The 16,405-nt window shown below is 41.3% G+C and carries 10 protein-coding genes; 7 read left to right on the top strand and 3 right to left on the bottom strand.

Translation table 11 applies throughout. The annotated features are described in order from the left end of the window. Positions 1-58 precede the first annotated feature (58 nt). Positions 59-2,995, bottom strand: a complete 2,937-nt coding sequence (dnaE, locus tag OGI71_RS03050) for a DNA polymerase III subunit alpha (RefSeq protein WP_282253821.1) — start codon at positions 2,993-2,995, stop codon at positions 59-61. Then, a complete protein-coding gene (dinB, locus tag OGI71_RS03045; RefSeq protein ID WP_282253820.1) occupies positions 2,976-4,157 on the bottom strand; it encodes a DNA polymerase IV in 1,182 nt (393 codons plus the stop codon). The genes dnaE and dinB overlap by 20 nt, the downstream gene beginning before the upstream one ends. A gap of 572 nt (positions 4,158-4,729) precedes the next feature. On the opposite strand from dinB, the gene OGI71_RS03040 reads away from it, so the two are divergent. The 7 genes from OGI71_RS03040 (at position 4,730) to OGI71_RS03010 (ending at position 15,083) form a co-directional block, all read left to right on the top strand. Next, positions 4,730-5,020 carry a luciferase family protein gene (locus OGI71_RS03040; RefSeq protein WP_282253819.1) on the top strand — a complete coding sequence of 97 codons (291 nt, stop codon included), beginning with the start codon at positions 4,730-4,732 and terminating at the stop codon, positions 5,018-5,020. Between the two features lie 1,364 nt (positions 5,021-6,384). Further along, the gene (locus OGI71_RS03035) at positions 6,385-7,281 is read left to right on the top strand and encodes an AraC family transcriptional regulator (protein WP_282253818.1); all 897 of its coding nucleotides are present in this window, start codon (positions 6,385-6,387) and stop codon (positions 7,279-7,281) included. A 124-nt stretch (positions 7,282-7,405) separates the two neighbouring features. Beyond that, a complete protein-coding gene (locus OGI71_RS03030) occupies positions 7,406-8,968 on the top strand; it encodes a long-chain fatty acid--CoA ligase (RefSeq protein ID WP_282253817.1) in 1,563 nt (520 codons plus the stop codon). A gap of 20 nt (positions 8,969-8,988) precedes the next feature. Then, positions 8,989-9,849, top strand: a complete 861-nt coding sequence (locus tag OGI71_RS03025; protein WP_282253816.1) for an alpha/beta hydrolase — start codon at positions 8,989-8,991, stop codon at positions 9,847-9,849. A 10-nt stretch (positions 9,850-9,859) separates the two neighbouring features. Then, on the top strand, positions 9,860-10,882 hold the full coding sequence (locus tag OGI71_RS03020) for an alpha/beta hydrolase (protein ID WP_282253815.1): 1,023 nt from the start codon (positions 9,860-9,862) through the stop codon (positions 10,880-10,882). A gap of 29 nt (positions 10,883-10,911) precedes the next feature. Continuing rightward, positions 10,912-12,186, top strand: a complete 1,275-nt coding sequence (locus OGI71_RS03015) for a serine hydrolase domain-containing protein (protein ID WP_282253814.1) — start codon at positions 10,912-10,914, stop codon at positions 12,184-12,186. A 26-nt stretch (positions 12,187-12,212) separates the two neighbouring features. Continuing rightward, positions 12,213-15,083, top strand: coding sequence for a TonB-dependent receptor (locus tag OGI71_RS03010; protein WP_282253813.1), 2,871 nt, complete (start codon positions 12,213-12,215; stop codon positions 15,081-15,083). Positions 15,084-15,200: 117 nt separating this feature from the next. Here the strand turns inward: OGI71_RS03010 and OGI71_RS03005 are convergent, their stop codons facing one another. After that, entirely contained in the window at positions 15,201-16,403 is a 1,203-nt protein-coding gene (locus OGI71_RS03005; RefSeq protein WP_282253812.1) for a Ca2+-dependent phosphoinositide-specific phospholipase C, read from the bottom strand. Between the last annotated feature and the right edge of the window lie 2 nt (positions 16,404-16,405).

The raw sequence follows: 16,405 nt of genomic DNA, 5'->3' as shown, positions 1-16,405 counted from the left end.
AATATAGTGCTGTCGTACACGCTTTAAGATTTTATATATTCGAATTAACTAAGCTATTTTACTCACTCCTCGGATCGGGTTTTAAAGGCATCTTCGCACAGCGGATAACTTCAATGGATGGACATCCATATTCGACAATGACCTTGCCCTCGATCAGATAGATCCCCGCTCCTCTTAGGGGATATTTTACGAGTGTTTGTGGGAAATGTACGGTATCAAAGAAATGCCCTTCAGTGTCCAGGAAGGTTCCGAATTTCATCTGGTCGCCACGCTTGGTCTTCACAAATTTCTCACAGACAAAATCGCCGACAACGCGTACAATTTTACCCTTGTGAAAATGGAGTTCCTTGGATGGCATATCACCACGGTAATCGCTTTTGGCAAGGTCAAAGAGCGTCCCTGTCACACAAAAACCAATGAGCTCCATCTCATCGTAATAGTCCTCCAGGATATCTTCTTCCAAAGGAGGAAGAATCGGTTTGCGGCTCTCGGTCTCAAACAGGGCCATACCTACCCCAGCGGGCTTGTGTCTGCTCATCAACAGGTGGGCCTCCCACAGCAATTCCTTCTTCCCTAGCCCCGTAAACCGCAAAGCTCCTACACGGATCAAAATAATAACCTGTTCGAGCCCAACCTGCGTCCTTTTGACAAAGTCCTCCATACTCTGATACATACTATTTCGCTCACGTTCGGCTATAATCCGATGGGCTAATTTCTCTTCCAGATGCTGCAGACAATCAAAACCGAGATAGATATCCTTACCCTTGATCGAGGTATTGAAAATCGACTGATTGACACAGGGCAGGCAAATGGTACCACCAGATACGCGCGCTTCATTGACATAGACCTTACGATTGTAAAAACCACCATAATTGTTCAGTACAGCAACCATAAACTCCAATGGGTAATAGGTCTTGAGAAACAGACTCTGGTAGCTCTCTACCGCATAGGATGCAGAGTGTGCCTTGTTAAACGAGTATCCGGCAAAGCTTTCCATCTGCCGCCAGATCTCCCAGCTGATTTTTTCATCATAGCCTTTGGTTTTGCAGTTGGAAAAGAACTTGTCCTCGATCTCAAGTAGATGGTCTTTGTTGCGATATTTGCCCGACATCATACGTCGCAGCACATCGGAGTCGGCCATATCAAGCCCACCATAGGCATTGGCGATTTTCATTACATCCTCCTGATACACCATAACCCCGTAAGTCTCTTCAAGCTGTTCCTTGAATACAGGGTGTGGATAGACTACTGTGCTGGGATCGTGATGGCGACGGATGTATTCACCCATCATGCCTGAACTGGCGACACCAGGGCGGATAATGGATGAGGCTGCCACCAGGGTCAGGTAATCGTCACAGCGCAGCTTGGTCAGTAGCTGTCGCATGGCCGGGCTTTCGACGTAGAAGCAGCCAATGGTATTGGCTGATTTGAGCTGTGCGGCAATATTGTCGTCCTCGAAAAAGCGCTTTGGATTGTCGGTGTCAATGACAACGCCCAGGTTCTCCCGAACAATGGTGCAGCAATCTTTGATATGGCCGATACCGCGCTGGGAAAGGATATCAAATTTTTCAAAACCGATATCTTCGGCAACATACATATCAAACTGCATGGTGGGTAGTCCTTTGGGTGGATTGTCCATGGCAGAATAACATGTCAGCGGCTCCTCGGAAATCAGTACCCCACTGGCATGAATGGTTCGTTGATTGGGAAAATCGGCCATGCGGTTATACACGCTCAAAATAGTATTCGTGACTTCATTTTTATTGAGCATATGCTCCGGCTCGTGCACCAGTCGGTCGATCTCTGTTTTGGGCAGACCGTATACCTTACCGAGTTCACGTAAGATACTACGCGACCGAAATGTACTCATGGCACCCATCAATGCTGTATGACCGGTCTGATAACTGTTAAAAATATACGCATACATTTCGTCCCGCTCATTCCAGCTAAAGTCGACATCAAAATCGGGTGGACTCTTCCGCTTCGGATTGAGGAAACGCTCAAAAGGAAGGTTGAGGGCTATGGGATCAACATCCGTAATCCCGAGGCAATAGGCCACGGCAGAATTTGCTCCTGATCCACGGCCTACGTAATGAAAACTACGACTACGCGCATGGCGACAGATATCATCGGTAATAAGGAAATAACTCGAGAAACGCAGGTTTTCAATGATTTCAAGTTCGCGCTGGATACGATCGGCAGCAAAGCTATCATTTCGGCCATAACGTCTGATAAATCCCTCCATGCAGTACTTATGCAATAGCTGCTTATCGTTGTAGCGATTGTCGGTAAAGGTCGCTTTATTCTTGACACTAGTAAAATCAAAACTGAAGGAACATTGTCCTAGTATACGGTTGGTATTGGTCAGCAGTTGTGGTAACTCGGAAAATAGTTGCATCAGCTTGACCTTAGCAACAAAGACTTCATCTTCGGCAGCGACCTGCTCCCTTTCCAATTGGGATATCAACAGATTGTTGTCAATAGCTCGTAGTTGCCGATGCAGGGTATAATCAGCTCGGCGGAAACTAACGGGTGCGAAGATCACACAGCGGTCAAGCAGCTTCCGCTCCAGCAGTTGCGCGCGGGTGCGCTCACTTGGGCGGATACCAATGTATTCAAAGTCCCGCAATTGAAATGTATTGATCCGGCTAAAGGGATAGATCACAAAGACCTGTTCAAACTCGGGTGCACACTCGGGTGTGGCACGGTTTTCCATATTGAGCTTGGTCCGATATTCGTTGATCTCCCGAAATCCCTGTTCGTTCTTGGCGATGGCGATGAAACAAAGCTGATCACCATCACGGAATTCCATGCCTGCAAGGAGATTGAGTCCAGCCTCACGCCCCATTTTAATAAAATCCAGCGATCCCGAACTGTTGTTGATATCGGTCAAAACTGCAGTATCATAACCACCTGCCAGCATCCCCGAAATAAGATCCTGTAGACTCAGTGTGCCAAATCGTAGGCTAAAGTAACTATGTAGATTTAAGAGCATACTCCCCTCCTTTCTCAGGTAACGGTGCACAGATACCTTTCATCAGAAATTCGGCACCATAACGTTTTCGGATCTTGTCCATAGCCTGCATCAGGTTGACTTCGTCGGCACTATCATCAAAAAGATGGGTCTGATAGGAACCGTAGATCAGTCCTGAGAACTTGATCCCGATAAGCCGTATCAGCATCCTGCGGCTATACAGTTTCTTAAAAAGGGAGAGCACAACTTCCGTTAACTTTCGATCGGAGTTGGTATAACCGACCTGCAGCTGCTGGGTATGGGTATCGAAATTGCTATAGCGGATCTTAAGGGTGACACAACTCGTCAGCTTCTGATCTTTCCGCAGATCGAAGGCCAGTGTATCGACCATGCTGATCAAGGTGCGGCGAAGTACATCCATATCGATGGTATCCTGCTGAAAGGTGTTTTCCTTGGACATGGACTTTTGTTCACGAAAAGGTACGACCAATGAATCGTCCAGACCATTGGCTTTACGCCAGATGTTGATCCCATTCTCGCCGAGGACTTTCTGCATCGTGAATACTTCCATCTGCTGTAAGGTTCCGATCTTGGAGATCCCCATATTACGCAGCAGGGTAAAAGATTTATCCCCGACCATGGGGATCTTGCGGATGGACAGTGGAGCTAGAAATCCTTTTTCGGTACCGCCTTGAACTTGCTTTTCGCCACAGGGCTTGGCTGTCCCCGTCGCGATCTTGGAAACGGTCTTGTTGACGGATAATCCGAAGCTGATGGGCAATCCTGTTTCTTTGATAATCCGCTGGCGAAGCTCTTGTGTCCATTTCCAACAGCCAAAAAAGCGATCCATTCCCGAGACATCAAGATAATGCTCATCTATACTTGCTTTTTCAACAATGGGTGTCTCCTCTTCGATAATCTGCGTCACGATACTGGAATACTGACTGTACATATCATGATCCCCCCGCACCACAATCGCTTCGGGACACATACGCATGGCTAGCCGCATCGGCATAGCGGAATGTACGCCAAACTTACGGGCCTCATAGGAACAGGATGCAACTACCCCACGGTCACTGCTCCCCCCTATGAGCACAGGTACTCCAATAAGCTTGCTATTCTGCAAACGCTCGACAGATACAAAGAATGTATCTAGATCACAATGTACTATACTCCTTTCCATGTTTTTCAATTCGCTATCCAGCCATTCCGCACGACTTTTATTTTCGGTAGTTGCCGCACTCAAAAATACTAATATTATTAGCAAAAAATCAACACAAGAGATTGATATAACATATATCACACTCAGGATCAATCAGATAATTTGTATACTATAGGGGTTTAAATAAGATTTGTACGGTTGGTTTTTACGAAAAAAATAATCGGTATCGTAATTTTTAGATCATCAATCTCTTAAATTCTTACTAAATTGTAAAAAAGATACAAACCACACCACAGTTTTAACTAAACACCTCATTTTTAATAGACCAGAATAAACGATCAAATACAATGAATTTGAAAGAAACGCTATATAGAGCACTAAATTCCAAAACACTTCAAGGAATTTTAACAGCCAGCATTTTCACATTCCTAGTCATTGGCTTCTTGTCTTCATTGATGCCCAAAGATGCAGATATAAGAGTAATGGAGCATATTAAGTTATTAAGTGAGAGATAGTCTATGTTTTCTTTTGTAGTGAAAAGAGCTAGTTTTTTAAAGGATATCCCTTTAGTCGCCATTATATTTGATAGTCTGATGAGATTTTGGATGTTTTTTACCAAACCCGAATTACTGGATTGGATCGATGAACTGGAAGAAGATGTGGCGCGGATGCCCGAAACTACGATTGGAATACATAAATATGGTGGGACTCAGTTTAATTATAAGGGAAGAGAGTTTGCACATGTACACAGTAATGGCTTATTGGACATCTTATTAAATAAAGAGCTAAAACAATCCCTGATGCTTGAAAGAAAAATTAAGGATCATCATGTACTTAAAAATTCAGGATGGATAAGTTTTCACCTTCACAATAAACAGACATAGGCTATGCATGTTACCTCTTGAACATGGCTTACGACCGTGTTAAACAAAAGTAGAATTTTGTATATCATCTAAAGTAATTGAAATAGGTTATAAAGTAGGGAAAACAACCCTCCAATCATAAAAAAATACAATATTTTCTTAATGGCCTATAACTGTCTTGAGAGGAATATTTAAGCATTATTCCCAAGAAAACCAGGCAGATCGCTGCAATATAACTTAACATAATTCATTATTAATTTGAACAAAACCTAATCTAATATTCATAGTTAATCACATTTCTAGTCTTGAAAACGAGATAGTCGTCCAATGCCTGATTTCCAGAAATGTGGATATATGGATTTTCGTTTGAATTGTTTTAGAGCTGGCAGCATGTTTTTAAGGATAAATTGTTATTTTAGTTATGGTATATAAAAAGCTAATCAAGAACCTATACAAGTAAGCCTCTATAGCGAGCAAAAACAAAACTAGATCAACAAACTTATTATGATTTATGGCTCAAATGAACCTATCAATTGAAATATTAAATTATGGACTCCAACTATCCATGGAATTTGGAAAAAATTGGTTAAAACCTATAAATGAAAGGCTGGAAATTAAATTTCCTAATCTAAATAAGCAACAACAGGAAGAATGCAATCTGATCTGCAAGAGGGTACATCAAATTGCACATAACTACGTGGCCGAGAATCCCATTCGCTCCGATTCAGGAGTTGAATTCGTAGCGTTCTACCAATTCAAACAATTTATACTCGCAAAATATAGCTGGCTTTCGACTGCAAATTTACAGCGTCTTTACAGTCAAAGTTGTTATTACGCCAGTAAATAAAAATTTAATCAATAGCGTTCCCCAGTTATCCTGAGATCTGAAAGAACGAAGAGACAATAATCCGTGGATTCACCTTTTTTTCGTTTTTTTTTAAATACTCTTTATCTGCGATATAAATAGGTTTTCGAATTTCACAAAATAGGATCGATTGATCTTTATTCGTAAGCTTAGTTACTTTTATTATTTCTATTTCCTTGTCGCTTTCTACCCTAGCAATTATCTCCTCTAACTCTTCTTTTGTATACTAGAAATAAGCATATAAATCTTCATTTCCAGGGCGTTTAAAAATAGATTTCGGCAGCCTTATCCCAAACTACCATGAATCTATGAATTTTCTTCAACATTTCACATCACGACTTTGACCTTAGTTTTGCAATTAGACTCCATATATGAATTAATTTGCATCCAGCAGGGACGATCACATACACCGGTGATGAAAATTCTTACTTTTACAACATCTTTTAATCCACTGAAAATGTTTATATTAGCAACAGCAGAATCATTAGCTTAATACCGAAATAAACCAATTGTTAAGAAAATGGAACTTAAATTGCCTTACATCGACCCTGCAGATTTTGCAGCTACATTGACCAACAACTACAGCTTTGGGAATAATTGTGCATGGAACTCGATAAACCTTATGTTTCCAGAAAATGTTGGAGAGGGTGCCCTACAGTTGTATATCCGCAACGATATCCATTATTTTAGAGGGAAATGGAAATTTAAGGAAGAATCTATGTTTATCTCAAAGGATCAAGTGGGCAAAAAAGGATTAATAGATTTTCGCGTCAACAAAAGCGGGCAAATACATTCCGCTTCAATTGAAGGTGACAAAAGATTTGAATGGGAAATCACTGAAGTGGATGGTTTCCGTTTTTTTATTCCTGAAAAATACCTCAATCTCCATAATGGCCGATTTCCAGATCATTTTGAAAAATACTGTTACAATAATAACATCATCAACCTACAGAAGCAAATATTAACGTTGAGTCCGGATGATATTCCCAGCGCAATGTTGTTAGAAAGCAAAATGCTGGAATTCATTTATTACTGGATCGATTATCTGCGTACCAAAGAAATAGATCTCCACTTTGACGATATATCCAATCGGCATCTTTCAGCGATAAATAATGCTCATGAGATTGTACAGAATCATATCAACAAAACGCTCTCAATCAAACTGCTTAGTAGAAAAGTCGGGTTAAACGAATATGATCTTAAGAAAAATTTCAAGAAAATATATGGTTTACCGATTCATCAATACCATATCAAACTACGTCTTGAACAAGCCCGTGAACTTATTAGAACCACAGACCTACCTATTGCAACAATCAGCCAAATAATAGGTTATAGTAATAGAGGGCATTTCTCTGGCTTGTATCAACGTTTTTTCGGCACCTCCCCATTACAAGATAGGCTAAATTCAGCGCATTAAAATACTCCCATTTCGTATCAAAGCATTTCCGTTTCGATACAATACAATTTACTATGTTAACATAACTTTATAACACATTAGGAGACTCCTTTTAGAGTACTTAAAACTAACCAGTTATAAATGTATGTTTAATCTATCTTTAATTCTTGAAGATTCTGCAAGACGCTATGCAAACCATGTTGCTATCTCCGATGGCAAAATAGAAATGAGTTACACGCAATTGAATCAACAGGTAAACCGTCTAGCCAATGCATTAAAAAATATCGGATTAATCTCTGGCGACAAAATCGCGATGTCCGTACCAAATATCATCGATTTTCCAGTGATCTATTATGCTGTACTTAAACTGGGCGCTATTGTTGTTCCACTAAATATTTTATTGAAAAAGGATGAGATCCTATATCACTTGGATGACAGCAATGCAAAAGTATATTTCTGTTACTCGAACGAAGAAACTTTACCTATCGCCGATCAATGTTTTTATGCGTTCAACAAGGCATCTCAATGCACACATTTCATTACACTAGATCAAAATATCCAATTTGTTGACGAACGGATCATGCATTACAACAATTTTATAAAAAGCCATTCCAACGAGTTTACGAGTGCACAGACTGGAGCAGATAACACTGCTGTTTTAGTCTATACATCCGGGACGACTGGCCTCCCAAAAGGTGCAGAACTTACTCATTTCAATCTGTTCTGCAATGCTCAGCTCGTTGCGGATCTCTTTGAAACAAGTAATCGTGACGTACAATTACTGGTATTGCCCCTATTTCACATCTTTGGAATGACAACACTGATGAATGCCGGGATCTATAGGGGCGCAAAACATGTTCTGGTACCTCGATTTGATCCGCAGACTATTATGGAAATCATTGTACAACAAAACATCACAGTTTTTGCTGGTGTTCCTACCATGTATTGGGCGCTACTCAACTTCCACCATCAACAGCTTAGGGACGAAGATATCAGTAACAGTTTACGACTCTGCGTCTCTGGAGGGGCATCCCTAGCGGTCAAAGTATTACAAGATTTTCAGGATCGGTTCAATGTTCAAGTGATTGAAGGGTATGGAATGAGTGAAGGCTCTCCGGTCGTCACTTTTAATGATATCCGTTTAGGCTTCAAGCCAGGATCTATTGGACTCCCGGTATGGGGCGTAGATGTGAAAATTATAGATCAGGATGGCAATACCCTACCGAACTATGAGACCGGGGAACTGGTTTTCAGGGGACATAATGTTATGAAAGGTTATTATAATAAACATACCGCAACAGAAGAAGCCATTGAGAATGGTTGGATGCATTCGGGTGATGTAGCTTATCGGGATGACGAAGGTTTCTACTTTATTGTGGATCGGACAAAAGATATGATCATTCGTGGAGGTATGAATGTCTACTCAAGAGAGATAGAAGAAATTATGATGAAACATCCAGCAATTTCTCTAGTTGCTGTTATAGGTATCCCCGATGAAAAACTTGGGGAGGAAATAAAAGCAGTTGTAGTTCTAAAAGAGCAGGAGGAAATCTCCGAAGATGAGCTGATCTGTTGGACAAAAGATCGTTTGGCGAAATATAAATATCCCCGTGTGATCCACTTTGCCAATGCATTGCCTATATCCGCAACCGGTAAAATTCTCAAAAAAGAACTGCGGGCTGCCGACAATGAAAAATTAAATAAATAACTGACTAAAATATTGTAACAATGAAAAGAAATCTGCTATTACTGATCAGTTTGTTAACCTTATTTGGATGCAAAAGCAGCAAACCTATACAACAGCTCCCTCAACAACAAGAAAGCCGGCTAATGGATGTTGCTTATGGCAAGCACGAACGCCAGATCATGGATGTATTCCTTCCAGCTAAAAGGAATAAAAATACACCTTTTGTCCTGCTGATCCATGGCGGAGCATGGACAATGGCTGGTAAAGAATATATACGAGACTATCAGGATACTTTATTTCAACATGGTATTGCCGTTGTTAGTATCAATCATAGATATGCAGATCATGCGGCTATTCATTATCAACAAATGTTAGCTGATATAGATCAAGCCCTGGATTATTGTATAGCCCATTCCTCGGAGTGGAACACGCGTAAAGATGGTTTTACAATGACCGGGGTCAGCTCTGGCGCCCATTTGGCGCTCTTGTATGGCTATACATCGTCCAAGCGGATTAAAACCATTGTTGAATTTTGTGGTCCTGTCAATTTAACTGATACCACGACACTTGCTTATTCAGAAAAAGTCGGGCTAAAAGATGTCATTGTAAAAATGACAGGGCATATTTATGAATCAGGTCAACCATTGGACATTAGCTTTTACAAGTCTAGTCCCATAAAACACATCAAAGATATCCCTGTGCTGATAGTACATGGTACAGCAGATCCAGTCGTCGACTTCTCACAGTCCCAACAGCTCAACGATTCGCTTTCCAATAGGAAAATTGTGCATGAGCTTGTCCGTATAGAAGGCGCTGGTCATGATTTGAATATGACGGATAAGAACGCTCGAAAACGCGTATACGGAGCAGCAATACAATGGATACAACAGTATGGTCACTAAATATATATATATGAAAAAGATTATTTTTATCACATGTTTGGTCTTTGTTCATCTCTTGGGGATTCGGGCACAAGATAAGTACACAGTCCGCCCGCTTACTCCTCAAGAAGTAAGTCAGAGACTTCTCCCCAAATACGCTCCATTGGCATTGATGCCCCTCACACAGTTGGACTATGAAAATATCAAGTCCGTAAGGGAGAAAGAAAAGCAATCCACTATACCGCTATTAACCAATGCAGATAGTGTGGAGATAACATATCGCAATGTCCCCGGTTTGAAGGCGGGTGATCCTGAAATTCCAGTTCGGATCTACAAACCCAAATACAGTGCTACTGCCCCAATCTTCTTATGGTTTCATGGTGGTGGATTTGTCTATGGAAATCTGAACGGAGACCATAAGCATTGTGCAAATATGGCAATACGGGGAAAGGTTGTCGTTATTTCGGTAGATTATCGACTCGCACCTGAACATCCTTACCCAGCCGCAGTTCACGATGCGTATGCTGTTTTTCTATGGAGTATTAAGAATGCGAAAAATTTTCAGGGGGATACAACACAAATAGGTTTGGGTGGCGGTAGCGCCGGAGCTGGAGTTGCTGGCAGCATGACTTTATTAAATCGCGAACGAAAGGGACCAAAAATCGCCCTTCAGGCTTTATTTTTTCCTCCTGCAGATATAGATACAAACCACGTTTCTGTACGTGAGCTCTGGCAAATACCAGGCGTGAAAGGAGCCGATATACCCTACCTATTGAAACTGTACATAGGCAAAGATTATGCCTCCAAGATCCCTAAGAATGTATTGCCAGGAATGACCGATAATTTCAGCCAGTTACCCCCTACATATATCGCAACCTGTGGTGTCGATCCTCTACGTGATGGTGGATTGGATTTAGGTGTTAAACTGATCAAAGCCGGTATTCCAGTAGAACTGCATAATTTTCCCGGTTATCCACATGGTTTATTACCTGATAGGGTATTTCCGGAATTATACAGTTTTATGTATGAATACTTCTATAAACCTATAAAATAATTTTCAAAAATTACTTTGCTCAGAAAAAGATGAAAATAGCTATTTATTTAATTTATGCCTTGCTGCCCTTGCTATCTTTTGCGCAAGTACCTGGCAAAGAAGGTAATCTTGAAAAAACAATCCATGGATTTTCCCAAGAGCGCCTCCAACGTATTGATCTGTTATTACAACAGTACGTCGACAGTAGTTGGATAAAAGGTGCAGCTGCTCTATTGATTCATCATGGAAACACCGTTTATCATAAAGCTTTTGGAGTAGATCGGATAAAACCTAAAAAGAGTTTGGACAAGGATGCGATCTTCCGGATCGCTTCACAGACAAAGGCGATTACAAGCACCGCCGTTATGATGCTCTATGAAGAAGGTAAATTTTTATTAGATGATCCAATCTCACGCTATCTCCCCTCCTTTGCTAAACCTCGTGTATTAGATAAGTTTAATGAAAAGGACAGTACATTTACTACTGTACCCGCCAAGCGCGAGATTACAATTCGCGACCTGCTTACACACACTTCTGGTTTAGATTACGCCCAAATTGGATCGCCACAGATGCAAGCAATCTATGCCAAAGCAGGTATCATCGCCGGATTTTCAAAAACTCCCCTACTACTTGAACCAATGATTAACAAATTGGGGACCTTGCCTATTATCCACCAACCTGGCGAAAAATTTACTTATAGTCTGGGTATAGATGTATTGGGAAGGTTAGTTGAGGTCACTTCCGGAAAAACACTCGATCAATTTTTCAAAACTCGAATTTTTGAACCATTAGGAATGGAGGATACCTATTTTGACTTACCCACAGAAAAGCAACATCGACTGGTCCAAGTTTACACAGAAGATAAGCAAACTGGAACAGTCATGCCATGGGCTGACAATACTTTTCCGAATGTCTCTATTGACTATCCAATTAATCACAATGGACTCTACGCTGGTGGGGCCGGCCTTGTATCAACATTAAAAGACTATGCCCTATTCCTTCAGATGCTATTAAACAAAGGTATCTATAATGGTCATCGTTTACTATCACGACATACGATAGAAATAATGACCAAAAATCAGATCGGATATCTTTCTTTGGGGGACGATAAATTTGGACTTGGTTTTCAGATCACTTCAAGTGAAGGCAATGCGAGATTGGGTCTATCAGAAGGAAGCATCTCTTGGGGTGGATTCTTCGGAACGACTTTTTGGGCGGACCCGCGAGAAAAAATAATTGCACTACTATTTATACAACAGTGGCCACTAAGGCACAACGAACTCGGCGACAAATTCAAGGTGTCAGTTTACCAAGCACTGTTATAATGTCGATATCACCAATTATAACCGCTATGAAAACACAATCAATAAATTACAAAAATTATCTTCTCATCTTATTTTTGACCTGCGCCTTTACGTTCTGTTTTGGACAGTCAAATATCCTCTCAGGGAAAATAGAAGATACTGGTGGACAAGCGATACAGGGGGCTACCATCAAAGTTAAAAACAGCAATTTGGGAACTGTGAGTGATCATCTGGGGGCATTCCAGATAGCAGGGGTAACGAGTAGGTCTGTTATACTACAAGTTTCCTCCATCGGTTATCTCAACAAAGAGCAACAGGCAAGTCCTGGGCAAAATACAACAGTGATACTTACATCCGAAAACAACAAGATGGATGAAGTGTTTGTGACGGGAACTTTTGACAAACGCAAGCGTATGGACGCGTCCGTTGCGATCAGTACACTAGATGCCGGACAAATAGAACGGGTAGTCCCATTGAGTGCTGCCGATCTCTTGAAAAATGTACCTGGGGTGTTTGTTAATTCGTCACTAGGCGAAATACGCAATAGCGTGGCCAGCAGAGGCATCACCGTTGGGACACAAGATGGTAGTTTTGGTTACGAATATGTTTCCATGCAAGAAGATGGTTTACCGGTAACCAACACGACATATTTCAATTATGGTCCTGATTTTTTCCTCCGTCCTGATGCAACCTTATATCGATTGGAAGCTGTACGTGGGGGAACTGCATCTATTACCGCAGCCAATGCCCCTGGAGGCGTTTTTAATTACGTATCCAAAACTGGAACGGATCGTTTCGAGGGTGAACTGAGAACAAAATATGGTCTGGTCGGGATCGATGGACGGAGCTATGCCCGTGTTGATCTGAATATTGGTGGGCCATTGAAAAATAACTGGTTTTATAATATTGGTGGTTTCTACAGATATGATGAAAGCGGCAGATATCCTGGATATCCCATGAATAATGGCGGTCAGGTCAAGGCGAATGTAGTCAAGAAACTGAAAAGAGGTACGCTTAAGTTTTTCGCGAAATACTTGAACGACAGAAATGGTTATGTCCAGTTTATTCCGACAAAAGATTTCGACAAACCAAGACCGGCCCAAGGTTTTGACATTAACGCTACGGTGTTGATGCCAGCAGTTGATTATACCTCGCAGGATTTTAGATATGGTGGTTCTATTTCTTTTAACCCAAAGAATCTAGTCAAAAGTAAATATCGTTCAGGTGGTGTCAATTGGGAACAACAATTGGGTGCGGGCTGGACTCTTAATAATGCGGCACGTTATTCAAGCAATGATATTCTCTATAACACACCCGGTGCTGTCACAGCAATGAGTACAACGGACATGACGACCTATTTTTTAATGACCGGACAACAGGGTTTGGGAATCGGTTCCTATTCTTTCAAGAATGCCAAAACAGGAGCCGAACTTATGCAGGTTACTTCAACGCTAGGTTCAAATGGATTACCAGTCTACACGGTTAACAAGAATGAACTTCCTGGACAGGACCTTCTGCTCAATTCCGTATTTATGACCACTTTTGGTGCTTATAAAAATAACGTCAAGGAATTTGTTGATCAGTTTTCTTTTCAAAAGGTTACAGATAAGATGAATTTTACACTGGGGGGTTATTATGGCTATTCAAATGTAAGACGTTATTCAGGTATAGATGGTATTGCGCTTAGCACAATTGAAAATAGGCCCCAGCTGATCTCCCTCGAGTTTACTGGCGCGACACTCGCCGGCACGACGGGCTTACATCAAATAAGTAACAGTGATGGCATCGCGCAAGCGTATGGCGACAATGGTGCCTCGCTGACATTCAATGCTAAACAAAACCAGGCGGCCTTATTTTTTGGCCATACCTGGTATATAAATCCACAGTTGACGTTTGACTGGGGTCTCCGTTATGAAAATGTAAATATCAAAGGATATAACGAACGTATCTATATGAAAACTGGACTACAGGGAGGTACAGATGGAAACCCCAAGACGTTTTACGACAACAATACTGTTGACAAAATAACAAGGGTAGATTATGATAAGACTCTTCATACGGTTTCTTTTTCCGGTGCATTAAACTATACCTTCAGTACCAATATTGCCCTCTATGGGCGTTATTCTCAAGGTAAAAAAGCACCAGACCTAGATGTTTACTTCGCTACCAATAGACCTGAAACAATTGGACTGCTACACCCCCAAGAACGTACGACTAGACAAATAGAAGTTGGATTAAAAGCTAAAACAAAAACGCTCAACATCTTTGTCACACCATTCTATAGTATTCTTAGTGGTGTACCCAACGGGCAATTTTTGCAAGCCAGCGGCGGCGGATTTTATACACCTGAGATGTTATACGGAAAATATAGAACAATGGGTGTGGAAATTGAAGCTGACTGGAAGATCGACAAGCACTTTAACATACGTAGTATAGCTACTCTTCAACGTTCTAAAATAGTTAATCTCGAGTCATGGGTAGCCAATAATCCTGGACCTGAAGATGATACTAAGATTTCCTACTCAGGCAACGAAACAGATAATAATGCTCGCGCTATTTTCAATCTCACGCCCACCTATCTTAATGGAAAATTCTATACTTTTATCACCTGGTCCTACCTTGGAAAAAGGCAAGCTAATGTGGTCAACACATTCACCTTGCCCGCCTTTTCTCAATTTGACCTTGGAGCGGGTTATGACCTCAGCAAAAGCGTAAAACTAAGTCTCAATATCAATAACTTATTAAATACATATGGTGTAATGAGCTGGGTAAGACCAGGAGGTATATTGGAAACATTGGAAGGCAATAATAGCTTTACCAAAGAGCAATATACGCTCGCAGTCCAAAAACAGTCACCCTATGCGACAGTGTCCATTCCACCACGTGCATCCTTTCTAACAGCCACTTTTCGCTTTTAGTCCCCTAGTATCATTGTTTACTAGAGTTTTAAAAGTTTCAAATAAAAATGGTACCGCTTCAATATTGAAACGGTACTATTTTATTCTTTATTTTTATTGTTTCTGAGCATCTACGCTTCACTTTCTTCCATTGATAGGATTTGAACGAGCGGGGTTGCCATGAGGCAACTTCACATAATAGGACGTATGGTAACCATTACCTGGTCTAAAAAAATCGGTGGATATAATCTGGGCTCCGCTATTAAAAGCCGCATCTGCCCTCGTATAGTCATTGATCTTTGCTTCGTAGGTTTCGATATCTGAACGGCTACGAACAATATAACCTTGTTTTACAAGATTTTGAATTTCATTTTGACGAACTAGCGCATTGTCCAACAGGATAAAAGATGCAAAACTATCATTGGGTTCCGATTGTACAAACATGATACGTTTTTCAAGATTGGGTCTGTCTTTAACATAAGCAGATTCCAGATTCATTCCAGCAGTGGCCGGAAGTAACAAGAAAACAAATTTTCCACGGGATGTTTTAATAGTCGGCCAGTTGCCCGAACGCACCGCCTCACGTAAGGTGGTATACTTTCCACGTACATCATCTGGGGTAATAAGCTTATCTTTTCCCAATATTTCGACAACTTCGGCATCCAACTGATCGAATGCCTTTTCATCAAAAGGGAGAACCTCAGCGCTATTTGGAAAGATTGGTATGCTTTTGTCCTTTGCTTCGACCATAATAAAGATCGGAAGATGTCCGGGATGTCTGTCGGACCAATTTCTTAACGCTTTCAAGCCGCCTCGGAAAGTAGCATAATGCGATCGAAAATCAAAATCTGCAATATGGAGCATCTTGAAACCTGGCTTTTCCAAATCTTCCTTTTGATAGGGCGCCAGATCCGAAACACCCATGCTACTTAATACTTCGTACCCAGCGGGCTTATTGAAACGATGTCCTGTAGGGTCATAATAGACATCCATTTCTAAACTCCGAATACCACTGTCGAGCTGTACATCAAAAGATGGGTGATCATATTTCAAGCCTTCGCTCATCGTCATCGGATTTGGATGAAACTCCTTAAATGACGCAAGCTTGTCCGCGGGGATTAATGTGGTCATCTTTTCCATCATTTTTGCAAAAATAGGGTCAGCATAGGCGGCAAGACGTGGATCCACAGACCTAGCATAACTATTATGCGTACCAAGCACCTGAATCTGATTGATCTTTAATGCATTAAGCTGTGGAAGCTCGGATTGCTGAGCATGAATAACTCCAGTACCTAGTACCAGGGTGGACAACGTTGTTAGGATAATCTGTTTGAATTCCATAT

The sequence above is a fragment of the Sphingobacterium sp. ML3W genome (assembly GCF_029542085.1).
Classification (GTDB): Bacteria; Bacteroidota; Bacteroidia; order Sphingobacteriales; family Sphingobacteriaceae; genus Sphingobacterium.
Note: the sequence above shows the minus strand (reverse complement) of the source record. Positions and strands in the feature narration are given on the sequence as shown.